The following is a 9877-nucleotide window of genomic DNA, read 5'->3' on the forward strand; positions in this document are numbered from 1 at the left end:
AAGGTATCGGACCAGGCCGCCCCAGCATGACAGAGCAAGGACAATCAGCCATGACACTCCGGCAATGCTTTCTTTATCTTGCATACGTTTAGCCATATCACCTCCGAAAGAACGGGGTGCTGTTTGTGTAGAGTGGAAGGATGCCAGGAAACAACGACCGGACATCGCAAATAAAAAAGCCAGCGACAGGCTGGCAATGTGAGGGTAAGGCAATGTCGGCTCTCTGGCCGAAGGGTCCCAGGTAGTGGGTTTGGGTGTGGTGACCGGTGCTGCTATCCGGCATTCATGGCTATCGCTTTACGACGCCATCAGGACATTCACCACAACGGGGATCGCTTTGCCGCGCCAGGGAAATGTACCTGGTCTCACCGGGATGCCGTCACATACTCAAAGCGATTTCCGTTATGCAGAAATGAAAAAGCCACCGGCGTTAACCAGTGGCTCTAAATTATTGGTGATGGCTCAAGTCGCGTTTTTGCTGTCGCCACACAATTCAGCTTTTGGGCTTTCGATGTCCCCGATTCATGAGCGCTGTCATCTTGCACTTCATCACCTCAACGAAGGCATTAACCCATCGTTAGAATCGAGATTAACCAAAAATCGCCACTTTGTAAATAGATTTCCTACAGAAAGTTAATCCTGTAGGAAATATTTCTCATTGCGTAACTTTTTTGAGCATGCTGTTGGCATATTCCTCCTGCTTGAGGCACTCGCCAACCAGGCTTTCGAAGAAGTCTTTGTAGGATCGGCGCCATGTCGTCTCCGGTATTTCGATAACGTTTTCACTAATGAATTTGCGGACGCTTTCTGGAAGCAGACGCGAATAACCACGACCATTGCAGCGTGAACATGTTTTGTTGGCCGGTACGCCACCTTGCTGACGTGTCTTCTCTTCGTCCAGTACGACACCCTTCCCATTGCAGCGGCATGCGTTGCTGACCACGCCCTTCCCTTTGCATTTTTGGCAAAGAACATTCACCGTCTCCCGCTTCTCTTTCAGGTGTGGTCTTCCAATGTGCTTCATGGTCATGACCTCTGCTTCAACGAAGCGATCACCATTGCAGCAGTCGCACGTGCGGGTGCTGGCAGCGCTGCGGGAGTAGTCCTCGAAGGCAAAGGTTGCGAGCAGCTGCATGACCTTCGGCTTAACATCAGATTCAAGTTTGCGTAGGGCGGCCACCTTGTCGCAGTTCTTCAGCGCGTACTGAGTAAGCAGATCAACCGCCTTATCACGGTCAAGGGAACTTATACCCATTTTCCCCAGGAAAGCGGTGTATCCCATCGATGCTCGTTCCTGAGTCATCCCCATGGCTGCCATTACGTCCGTACCAGTCAGAGAGTCAGACGCAGTAGCGCGAGGAGAATCACTGATCATGGTTGATTTTGCGAAGTGGAACTTCAGCGTGTTCTCAAGGTTCATTATGCGGCTTCCTTCTGTGGCTGATTGGTTTTGGTCTGGCTGTGCTTTGCTATTGGCGGCAGGTTGGCGCGCTTAACGCTTTCGGCCTGATACCGCAGGAAGTCTGTGTGGTTCATTCGGCCTCCAGTTCGGTGATGGTCAGTTCAAGCCTGCCGCCTTTCACGATTGGCATCCTCTTCACGCTGTAGTAGTCGACCTGCTGGTCATCGAGCCAGAACCCGGATTTCGTCAGGGCGTCGAAAGCAGCCTTTTGCAAGTTATCCAGGTCTCGTCGGCGGCGATCCGGCATGTGGCACTCGATACGGATTTTCACGGGTGTTGCCAGGCCAATATCCAGCATTGAGTCTTTGATGATTCTGCCGACGCTGTCGCGGTACGCCTGCCCCTCTGCGCTGATGTGCGTGCGTCCGCGGTTATGCCGGTAGTAGCGGTTGTTGCTCGGCGGCCACGGGAGGCTGATGCGGTATTCATTCATGCTTTTACGAGCCCCTCTTTAAGCCAGATGACCTGCGTGCGAGCCATACCTTCAAGCGCGCACTCTTTTGCATATTCCGCATCGACCAGGCGTGTTCGGCGATCAATCTCGTCGTGACAGCTGCTGCATGCGATGGTTGCGATCAGGTCAGGTGGCTTGATTCCGGTCCCGCAGAGGCCAGCAATACGGATGTGAGCCAGTACTGTGGTTTCAGGATTGCCGTTGCATACGCCGGGGATCCGCACCTGACATTCGCGGCCGCGCGCCGCCTTGCATAAATTAGCCATGCGCCCTCCGTGCCGCGAGACGCAGCCATTTCTGATCCACCAGGCGGGCGGTGTAGTCCTTGAAAGTCGGGATGTCGGAGGGCTTAACCGCAGGCTTACGCTGGCGGCGCGCCGGAACGCGGAAGATTTCGTTGGTGATGACGCGTGCGAGAGGACTACCCACGGGAAGCCCTCCACTCTTGCGCCCAGGCGATGCGCTTACTGGATGCTTCGGAGAACTTCACGCCGCGGTCGGCGCCGAACCAGTAAATCGCCTCGATGACGTCGACCATGTAGCGCTTGCTGGATTTGGATGTGCGGACGCCGAAATAAACGCGGCCACCGTTGATACCAGGCGCGGATTTCTGTTCCTGGTCCTGGGTCTGGTTCACCAGAACGGTGATAAGGTCCTTCCATTCCTCGCGGGTCAGCTTTTCGCCGTGCCAGATAACCTGGTCAGACAGGTCTTTTAGCAGTGGCCACATCAGGCGGTTCTGCTTATCAGTGCGCGTCTCTTCACGGGCCTCGACCACCATCGGCGCGCGAGGGTTTACTGGCAGGGTGCGAATGTACGCGATGAGGTTCTCTTTAACGGTGTCGTTAACGATGCAGTAGTGCTGTTTCATACGCCACCTCCGAGAGGTAACGCAGAATGCAGAAAATCGCAGGTGCATTTCTGCATCTGTGACAAGGTGAGGAGTTCAGATTGTGGTCGCATTTAAGTCCCCTTAAATGCGCAGAAGTCACCAATGGGTGTTCAGGCCATCAGCAAAGAAAGTATGGACGGTTGATTCAACAAAATCAACTCAAGAGAAAGGCCTCCGAAGAGGCCTGTTTGTTATGCGTCGAATGGGTTAGGCATCATCACCCCCGAAATATCCTAACCTTCCTCCGTGGTCGCCAATTACAATCCCGGAAATGAATATTCCGAATAGCCCCACAACAGAAAATGCAATGAGGTTAAATTCAAAGCCAGCTACAAAGACGCAGACTGATGCGACAATCAAAAGATACAGCAGCCAGAATTTTCGGTTCACGGCATCACCTCCTGCTGCGGTGATGCTGCTATCATCCGGCGATACACATCGTAGGTTCCGAATTGTTCATCACCAGCCTCAAGCATTTCATGGGTGGGTTCTTCTGGCACCAGCACCCAACCATCCGCAATCACCGGAGAGTTGCCAGCATCATAAGCAACGCGCAACCAGTGGAAAAATACCTCCGTCATCACGCACCCGTATTCGACGTCAATGGTGCCTGTCTGCTTAGAAAGCCACTGCTCGAATGGTAACTTGTAAGTCGTCGTTACAGGTTCAACCATATTGTTGGAGTCACCGGAATGGTCAACCATAGCGAGCTTATCCTCGGTATGGTTGGTTATCGCTTCATGAAAGCGTTCAAGCTCCACGTACTCCTGGCATGACCAACCGCCATCAATGAAATCACGAGCTTCAACAGCGTCGAAAGTGAATGATGTTTCGCTGCCAGTTGGTGAGGTTAATCCGTACAGGTCTGCTACCGGCTTAAATTGCGTGACTGGTATGGTACCTTCATTGGTGAGGGTACCAGCCTGAAGAATGGCGGCGCGGCAGGCGTTCCATCCGACAGCTTTTCCGTGTTCAAACGCGCTGTCAAAGTCATCATCCATTTCCATCGCATCAGGTACAGATACCGGCGCTGGCGGGGCGGTGTAAAGCGGCGTTACTTCTCGCAGCGGGTCGACGTAAGCATTGCCACTATCGAAGCTGACGTTGTTTTTTGCGCCGCCTCCTGACAGTAGCCACGCCACAGGCTCCGCTTCGAGCGATGCCAGCGCCAGCTTCATCGCCGCCAGCGCATTGGCTGCATCTTCGTTTACTGCGCCGGGCGTCGCATCTCGCTCTTCTTCGAGCTCCGCGATTGTCTTCATTAGCCATTCTTTGGTAAGGGTAATCATGATGCTGCTCCTTTAGCGTCTGCGGCGACGTTGACTCCAGCATCGTGCAGTGCCTCAAGAACCTGATGCTGCTTGTAAACCATTTCCGTGTGATACGGCTCATCGAAATCGACGCGATGCAACATGCTATAGCGCTGTGGAAGTACAACCTCCCGCGCCTCCAGCTCAGAAATCCGCTTCTCTGCGGCTTCCAGCTCATCCAGCAGAGCCAGCAAGTTTTCCGGCCCGGTGAGCAGGTTGAATGCATTCGCCGCGTCAACATCACCATTGACGTTTAGCAGCGCCTCATCAAACAACTCATCATTCGGCATCATAAGCAGGCGCTTCATTGCCGGTAGAGCCTTCTCCGCCGCTTCACGTAACGCGCGTTTGTCGATGTTGCTCATTGGACGGCCTCCTTCACTTCCTTATCGCCATTTACCCATCCTTCCTGGAAATCAACATCACCTGGGTAGATGCATTTTGCAGCGTGCTGAACATCACTCCAGTTCATGTTATTTGCTGCCCAGTCTTCTATTTCAAAATCATCAGAGCGGAATAGCGGAAGGGTGTCTTCTGCCAAACTACGGTATAAATCACCGCCAAACTCTTTGGCGTAATGCTCAGCTCTGTGCGTGGCAATCAACTGGACTGGCACTGCCCAAACACTGCTGTCAGGCATCGTGACGTGAAGCTCTTTATCGATTACTCTGCTCATGACTGCACTCCTTTGCGAAGCTCTTCGATGGATTCATTTAACTTGTCGCGGATAACTTCAAGGCCTTCAGCATTACTGCTGGCGATAATAAATACGGAATCAACCTGTTCCGCCGTCTTCCCTTTTGTCCATTCGTAGCTCGTACCCACACCGCCAGTTTTCTCGCGAACCGGAGCAAAATTAATTCCAGCATCACCGTTTTCGAATGTCACCGCGCCAACCATCACATCACCATTGCCGAAGTGGGCATGGATACAACCGTGCTGGAATGAGAACCCGCGCTTACTGGCGTACTCGGTCACACCCTGAGCCCGCACTTCAGCCAGGAAAGCCTGGTACGCAGGAATCTGCATCACAGCCAGCGATCGAATTATCTTCTGAACTTCTGCCGGGCACTGCTCATAGTGATCATCTGTGATGAACACTGCCTCGTTGTGGATTGCTTCGACTGCACGCAACTCCGCAGCCAGCGCCGCGCATTTGGCTTCACCTTCAGCCACGCCAGCCAGGTACGCTTCGAACATGTGCTGCGTCTTCTCGTGCACAAAGCTTCTGTCGTCTTCCATCGCTGGCGAGCAGCCGTTGTTGTTCTTGGTAAACCACTCGATAAATTTCTGTTTCATACCCCTACCCTCCCCCAAACCATCAATACTCGCTTCATAGCCGCGCTGTTGCGGCATTCCTGAAATATTCCGTTGGTGCAGCTGCGTGCGGTGCCGTCCCGCTCTTCCGGCGTCGCCAGACGATAAGTCACCGTTCGCCATACCTTGCTCACGCGCACAATCTTGCGGGCCCGCTCCAAGTCGATAGCGTTCTTCGTGATGCAGTTGATGGTCATGCCGCACTCTGTGGCCACATCCTTCGCGGTGAAGGTCCGGTGCGTTTCGAGATAACGCAGAATTGCCTGTTTGCCTTTCATCGTCTTAGCACTCATAGTCAGCCTCCTGTTGCATCTGGCCGCTGTAGGTGAAATCTACCGGGTCCAGGCCTGAGTAGCGGCTGCTGAAGTGGTAGGTCTTTTCTGCCCCCGGCGCATGGCGGGACTTCACACAGATGATTTCGGTGATGCCTTTCAGTTCTGTGTTCGGGTTGTATTTCTCATCCCGGTAGATCATGAAAATCACATCGGCTTCCTGCTCGATAACACCGGACTCGCGGAGGTCAGCTGCGACCGGACGCTTATTAGCACGTTCTTCGACCTTACGGTTAAGCTGAGCCAGTGCGATGACCGGGCAACGCAACTCTTTCGCCAGGTTTTTCAGGCCGGTTGCGATCTCCCCTACGCTGCGGTTCATGTTCTCAGGGTCAGACATGCGCATCTTCTGGAGGTAATCGACAATGAGCACACCAAGTCCACCCAGTTTCTTGCTCATTCGCCTGGCTTCCGCTCGCACCTGATGAACGCTGAGGGATGGCTTGTCGTTGATATAGATCGGGGCTTCGATGAAATCCTTCATGCAGTGGCCGACCTTTCCCCAGGCACCATCCATCACGCCGCTCTGCTTGCTGAGTAAATCCTCTTTGCTCACCCGGGCCCGGTGGAACGCGACTCGCTCAGAGATTTGTTCCACTGGCATCTCGAGACTGAAGAACAGCACCGGCTTTTTGTTTTTCAGGCCGACTGTCTCGGTCACGGTGGTGCTGAACATAGTTTTCCCCATGCCAGGGCGCCCGCCGACAACGATGAAATCGGTGTTGTTGAACCCGCCGAATGCGCTGTCGATGGTTGCCATGCCCAGCTCGGTTTTGTGCTTCCAGATATCGCCGCTGATAATCGACTGGATAGTCTCGAGGGACATGTCGATCCCGGTGGTGATGTGCTCGGTGCCGTAGTCGGTGTTGTGCTCGATGCCAGAGATATCCGCCTGTATGTTGCCGATGATGTCAGCGATACCCTCACTGGATGGTTCGGACAGCTTCTGGATCCCTACCTGTAGCGCCAGGGTCATCCGGCGGCCGAGATGCATTTCCCGCAACTTTTCGCAGTACGAGGCAAGGTTCGCGAACGACGGTGTATTTTTGCTGCATTCAGCCAGGTAAGCGAATCCCCCGGCACTTTCCAGCGCGCCAAGCCGTTCAAGGTCGCTGGTCAACGTCAGCAGGTCTATCTTCTCCCCGGACTCGTTGAGGCGTTTGTAGGACCGCAGAGCCACCTTGTGAGGCGTTGCTGTGAAGTGGTCCTCAGTCAGCCCCTCAATCGCGTCAGTCGCCATGTCAACGCCGTCTGTGCGGCCCGCTGCGAGCATGATCCCGCCGATGACGGCCTGCTCAACGTACAAATCGATAAAACGGCTCATGCTATGACTCCCTTGCGCTCACGGTGCTCGTTGATGGCCTGCTCGTAGACAGATCCCCAGTTCTTCGGATTCAGTATCCAGTCGAGAGTCAGCCATGGCTGATCGCCTCTGGTTCCGAACAGGGAAGACTTGCTAATCAGCTCGAAGGCCATTCCCATGTGCTTCAGTTCTCGCCAGTTGCCCTGGGTGGTTTTGCCGTTCCACACAGCTTCCAGGTCTCGATAGGCCGGACGGCGGCGGTTCCACTCATGCAGTGAAACGGCCTTCGAAGGGAATTTTTCATTCCAGAGCTTGATGATCTCTTCGTGTGGACAGGCTTTCGGGTTGCTTCCATGACCATCTGCCCATATCAGGGCGTCTGACAGGTATCCATCAAAGCGGGTCATACGGCACAGGTTCTCTGGCTTGAAGCTGTGACCCCAGTTCACATGGGCCCAGCGGATAACCAGCTTCAGCTCTTCAGCGGTGTAGCACTGGTCTTTGCTCTTCACCGTGGAGAGAGCTTTCTCAAAAGGCGCCAGTGCAGCACAACGACTACCCGTTAGCTCGTTGAAGTAATCCATCACTTCCTGAGCGAGTGAGTTTTCCCCCTGGGGGGATTTAGGGGGATCTTTTCTTTCTTTCTTTTGAATAGTTTCTTTTGTGTTTAGCTGAGTTGGCTTATTGGTATTAGCTGACTTGGCTAATGTTTCATTAGCTGTTTCGGCTAATGATTTGCCATTTTGGCTAATGCTGAAATTCCAGTCAGAAATCACCTTATTCACCCCGATCGCTAGGCCGTTGGTAACGATGATGTTCATTGCAATCATCTCGTTCTTGGCCTTGCAGACATGCGTATGGTGAATGCCGGTCATTGCTGCAATCTGGGTATTGGTAATGCGGTCAAACTTTTTCCCGAACCCGTAAGTTTTGCGGATCACCGCCAGAACGACCTTCAGCTGGCGAGCCGTTAAATCAGCAGCCATAACCGCTTCCAGCAGCTCGTTAGCGATGCGGGTATACCCATCATCGATATCTGCCACCTGACGCTCCACGACCGTTACAGACGGTCTGAAAGGTATTACTTTTGCGAGGCTACCCACGGCCACTCTCCTTACGTTTCAGTTCTTCCAGGATGGCGCGCATCTTCTCTGCCACAATCGGGTTAACCGAGCGGATGAAGCGGTCGCGGGTTATGTTTTTATGTACAGCGGTATGGTAATAGCGTGGATTTTTTGCCATTATTCCTCCTGCAACTACTGTCGTTTTTGCACCAGAAAGCCGTGAGTGTTAGCGCACCGCGGCTTTCGACCTTTCTGCGTTCATGCTTCAAAATCTCCCTTCACCCCATCCCTGTTCGAAATCAGGATGGCCAGCAGCAGCGACATGTTCGGCACCAGGTTCTCCCGCCACCGGCTGACTGTGGATTTGTTGATGCCAGCTACTTCGGCTATCCGGGCGGTACCCAGATCAGCGATTTGACGCTGCACCCAACTCTCAATTCGTCGTGCCTCCGCTTTGTTGCGTGTCGTTAAGGTTTCCATTTGCGATACTTCCTCTGATTTAATTGGTTATGGCCGCCGTTAAGCGGCATGGTTCTCTGGGTGTGGAAACAGGTCGGGAAGATCAGGTCGAATTTCGTGTGCCTTAATCTCGCCACCAGTAGCGTTTACGATGGCTGTTACTTTTTCCGGAGATACGGAACCACCGTTAAGCCACTTGTGAACCGCTGGCTGGCTAACGCCGCAAATATCTGCGAGTCGCTTCTGGCTGCCAACGATTTCTAAAGCTCGTTGAATAACTTTGTTCATGGATTTTACCTATCCGATTACTGGATTAATGAAAAGATAACCCAAGTTATGGGTATTGTCCATAACCTTTGTTATTTTACTCTACATAACCTCGGTTATATATTGATAAGATGAAAACATTTGCAGAACGACTGAACGCGGCTATGTCGGCCGCTGACATATCTCAAGGACAGTTGGCTGATAAAGTCGGTATATCCCAGCCTGCAATTCAAAAGATGACGTCAGGTAAAACGAGCGGCAGCCGTAAGATGGTCGAGCTAGCTCATGCTCTGGGTGTAAGGCCGGAATGGCTTAGTTCTGGAGTGGGGGAAATGCGGATTGATGGTAATGTGCCATCGGCGGCCCAACCTGTCTCGGAAACAATTGATGTCTTTCGGGTTGATGTTTTAGACCTGAAAGTAAGCGCTGGTCCGGGGTCTTTTATGATTTCTGAATTTGTTGAGGTCCTGCATGCTATTGAGTTCACAACTGAGCATGCCAGATCTCTTTTCGGGAACCGCACTCAAAATGATGTGAAGGTGATGACCGTAGACGGTGACAGCATGTGCCCAACAATTCAGTCGGGAGATCGCCTGTTCTTTGACGTTTCGGTGAGGAACTTCAAGGTTGACGGAGTATACGCATTTGTCTTCGGGCAGCACTTCCATGTCAAGCGTCTGCAAATGCAGGGCCTGCAATTAGCCGTGCTTTCAGATAACCCGGCTTACAAAGATTGGTATGTGACAGAAGAAAGTCAGGACCAGCTATACATCATGGGTAAAGCGCTTATTCACGAATCGATAGCTTACAACAAACTGTAGCAGTGGCCGGAAGAGACTTTTGGTTAGAGAAGAAGCTGCGGCTGGTGTGATAGTGATCATCATTCTCAGTGATTGATGAAAATCATCATAAAGTTTGTGTTCTTTTAGTCGATTTTAAGTGTATATATATCATGTGCGCGCGATATAGAGATGTTTCCTTTCAAAGTCAATTATTTCATTGCTAAATCGTGCGTAT

At 52.5% G+C, this 9877-nt stretch carries 19 protein-coding genes and 1 pseudogene; 2 read left to right on the forward strand and 18 right to left on the reverse strand.

Annotated features, from left to right (window positions below):
- Positions 1–96 (reverse strand): annotated as a pseudogene (locus tag APU11_RS29165) (holin); the annotation flags it as partial.
- A gap of 154 nt (positions 97–250) precedes the next feature.
- Between APU11_RS29165 and APU11_RS28370 the strand changes: the two are divergent.
- Positions 251–637 carry a hypothetical protein gene (locus APU11_RS28370; protein ID WP_131729159.1) on the forward strand — a complete coding sequence of 129 codons (387 nt, stop codon included), beginning with the start codon at positions 251–253 and terminating at the stop codon, positions 635–637.
- An 18-nt stretch (positions 638–655) separates the two neighbouring features.
- On the opposite strand, the gene APU11_RS10275 is transcribed toward APU11_RS28370, so the two are convergent.
- The 17 genes from APU11_RS10275 to APU11_RS10345 all read right to left on the reverse strand — a co-directional run bounded on the left by APU11_RS10275 (position 656) and on the right by APU11_RS10345 (position 8881).
- Positions 656–1420, reverse strand: coding sequence for an antitermination protein (locus APU11_RS10275; RefSeq protein WP_047723639.1), 765 nt, complete (start codon positions 1418–1420; stop codon positions 656–658).
- The gene (locus APU11_RS28840; RefSeq protein ID WP_114078535.1) at positions 1420–1536 is read right to left on the reverse strand and encodes a hypothetical protein; all 117 of its coding nucleotides are present in this window, start codon (positions 1534–1536) and stop codon (positions 1420–1422) included. Before APU11_RS28840 ends, APU11_RS10275 begins: the two co-directional genes overlap by 1 nt.
- Entirely contained in the window at positions 1533–1895 is a 363-nt protein-coding gene (rusA, locus tag APU11_RS10280; protein ID WP_060578461.1) for a crossover junction endodeoxyribonuclease RusA, read from the reverse strand. Before rusA ends, APU11_RS28840 begins: the two co-directional genes overlap by 4 nt.
- Positions 1892–2182, reverse strand: a complete 291-nt coding sequence (locus tag APU11_RS10285; protein ID WP_060578462.1) for a DUF1364 domain-containing protein — start codon at positions 2180–2182, stop codon at positions 1892–1894. Before APU11_RS10285 ends, rusA begins: the two co-directional genes overlap by 4 nt.
- The gene (locus APU11_RS10290; RefSeq protein ID WP_060578464.1) at positions 2175–2345 is read right to left on the reverse strand and encodes a NinE family protein; all 171 of its coding nucleotides are present in this window, start codon (positions 2343–2345) and stop codon (positions 2175–2177) included. The genes APU11_RS10285 and APU11_RS10290 overlap by 8 nt, the downstream gene beginning before the upstream one ends.
- Positions 2338–2787: a recombination protein NinB gene (locus APU11_RS10295; RefSeq protein ID WP_060578466.1), complete on the reverse strand. Its 450-nt coding sequence runs from the start codon at positions 2785–2787 to the stop codon at positions 2338–2340. Before APU11_RS10295 ends, APU11_RS10290 begins: the two co-directional genes overlap by 8 nt.
- 228 nt (positions 2788–3015) lie before the next feature.
- On the reverse strand, positions 3016–3198 hold the full coding sequence (locus tag APU11_RS10300; protein WP_045325435.1) for a hypothetical protein: 183 nt from the start codon (positions 3196–3198) through the stop codon (positions 3016–3018).
- Positions 3195–4097, reverse strand: coding sequence for a hypothetical protein (locus tag APU11_RS28845; RefSeq protein ID WP_230963098.1), 903 nt, complete (start codon positions 4095–4097; stop codon positions 3195–3197). Before APU11_RS28845 ends, APU11_RS10300 begins: the two co-directional genes overlap by 4 nt.
- Positions 4094–4483 carry an ead/Ea22-like family protein gene (locus APU11_RS10310; RefSeq protein ID WP_060578468.1) on the reverse strand — a complete coding sequence of 130 codons (390 nt, stop codon included), beginning with the start codon at positions 4481–4483 and terminating at the stop codon, positions 4094–4096. Before APU11_RS10310 ends, APU11_RS28845 begins: the two co-directional genes overlap by 4 nt.
- On the reverse strand, positions 4480–4794 hold the full coding sequence (locus APU11_RS10315; RefSeq protein WP_060578470.1) for a hypothetical protein: 315 nt from the start codon (positions 4792–4794) through the stop codon (positions 4480–4482). Before APU11_RS10315 ends, APU11_RS10310 begins: the two co-directional genes overlap by 4 nt.
- Entirely contained in the window at positions 4791–5417 is a 627-nt protein-coding gene (locus APU11_RS28850; protein WP_230963097.1) for a hypothetical protein, read from the reverse strand. The genes APU11_RS10315 and APU11_RS28850 overlap by 4 nt, the downstream gene beginning before the upstream one ends.
- Positions 5414–5713 carry a hypothetical protein gene (locus APU11_RS10325; RefSeq protein ID WP_060578479.1) on the reverse strand — a complete coding sequence of 100 codons (300 nt, stop codon included), beginning with the start codon at positions 5711–5713 and terminating at the stop codon, positions 5414–5416. The genes APU11_RS28850 and APU11_RS10325 overlap by 4 nt, the downstream gene beginning before the upstream one ends.
- Before the next feature lie 4 nt (positions 5714–5717).
- Positions 5718–7091 (reverse strand): replicative DNA helicase, encoded by a 1374-nt coding sequence (locus APU11_RS10330; protein WP_060578472.1) that lies wholly within the window; start codon positions 7089–7091, stop codon positions 5718–5720.
- Positions 7088–8113 carry a replication protein gene (locus APU11_RS10335; protein ID WP_239691330.1) on the reverse strand — a complete coding sequence of 342 codons (1026 nt, stop codon included), beginning with the start codon at positions 8111–8113 and terminating at the stop codon, positions 7088–7090. The genes APU11_RS10330 and APU11_RS10335 overlap by 4 nt, the downstream gene beginning before the upstream one ends.
- 52 nt (positions 8114–8165) lie before the next feature.
- Positions 8166–8312, reverse strand: coding sequence for a hypothetical protein (locus tag APU11_RS28590; protein WP_015571544.1), 147 nt, complete (start codon positions 8310–8312; stop codon positions 8166–8168).
- A gap of 80 nt (positions 8313–8392) precedes the next feature.
- A complete protein-coding gene (locus tag APU11_RS10340; protein ID WP_000449472.1) occupies positions 8393–8614 on the reverse strand; it encodes a CII family transcriptional regulator in 222 nt (73 codons plus the stop codon).
- Between the two features lie 39 nt (positions 8615–8653).
- Complete coding sequence (locus APU11_RS10345) at positions 8654–8881, reverse strand: helix-turn-helix domain-containing protein (RefSeq protein ID WP_016042179.1); 228 nt, start codon at positions 8879–8881, stop codon at positions 8654–8656.
- 110 nt (positions 8882–8991) lie between these two features.
- Between APU11_RS10345 and APU11_RS10350 the strand changes: the two genes are divergently transcribed.
- Positions 8992–9681, forward strand: coding sequence for a helix-turn-helix transcriptional regulator (locus tag APU11_RS10350; RefSeq protein ID WP_060578477.1), 690 nt, complete (start codon positions 8992–8994; stop codon positions 9679–9681).
- Positions 9682–9877: the final 196 nt, after the last annotated feature.

It is taken from the genome of Enterobacter sp. 50793107, from assembly GCF_001463365.1.
Taxonomy (GTDB): domain Bacteria; phylum Pseudomonadota; class Gammaproteobacteria; order Enterobacterales; family Enterobacteriaceae; genus Enterobacter; species Enterobacter cloacae.

Coding starts and splice junctions, on each gene's coding strand:
- rusA (WP_060578461.1), bottom strand. CDS start 1,895: ATGAATGAATACCGCATCAGCCTCCCGTGGCCGCCGAGCAACAACCGC.
- APU11_RS28845 (WP_230963098.1), bottom strand. CDS start 4,097: ATGATTACCCTTACCAAAGAATGGCTAATGAAGACAATCGCGGAGCTC.
- APU11_RS28590 (WP_015571544.1), bottom strand. CDS start 8,312: ATGGCAAAAAATCCACGCTATTACCATACCGCTGTACATAAAAACATA.
- APU11_RS10295 (WP_060578466.1), bottom strand. CDS start 2,787: ATGAAACAGCACTACTGCATCGTTAACGACACCGTTAAAGAGAACCTC.
- APU11_RS10285 (WP_060578462.1), bottom strand. CDS start 2,182: ATGGCTAATTTATGCAAGGCGGCGCGCGGCCGCGAATGTCAGGTGCGG.
- APU11_RS28850 (WP_230963097.1), bottom strand. CDS start 5,417: ATGAAACAGAAATTTATCGAGTGGTTTACCAAGAACAACAACGGCTGC.
- APU11_RS10350 (WP_060578477.1), top strand. CDS start 8,992: ATGAAAACATTTGCAGAACGACTGAACGCGGCTATGTCGGCCGCTGAC.
- APU11_RS10310 (WP_060578468.1), bottom strand. CDS start 4,483: ATGAGCAACATCGACAAACGCGCGTTACGTGAAGCGGCGGAGAAGGCT.
- APU11_RS10275 (WP_047723639.1), bottom strand. CDS start 1,420: ATGAACCTTGAGAACACGCTGAAGTTCCACTTCGCAAAATCAACCATG.
- APU11_RS10315 (WP_060578470.1), bottom strand. CDS start 4,794: ATGAGCAGAGTAATCGATAAAGAGCTTCACGTCACGATGCCTGACAGC.
- APU11_RS10330 (WP_060578472.1), bottom strand. CDS start 7,091: ATGAGCCGTTTTATCGATTTGTACGTTGAGCAGGCCGTCATCGGCGGG.
- APU11_RS10340 (WP_000449472.1), bottom strand. CDS start 8,614: ATGGAAACCTTAACGACACGCAACAAAGCGGAGGCACGACGAATTGAG.
- APU11_RS28840 (WP_114078535.1), bottom strand. CDS start 1,536: ATGAACCACACAGACTTCCTGCGGTATCAGGCCGAAAGCGTTAAGCGC.
- APU11_RS10325 (WP_060578479.1), bottom strand. CDS start 5,713: ATGAAAGGCAAACAGGCAATTCTGCGTTATCTCGAAACGCACCGGACC.
- APU11_RS10345 (WP_016042179.1), bottom strand. CDS start 8,881: ATGAACAAAGTTATTCAACGAGCTTTAGAAATCGTTGGCAGCCAGAAG.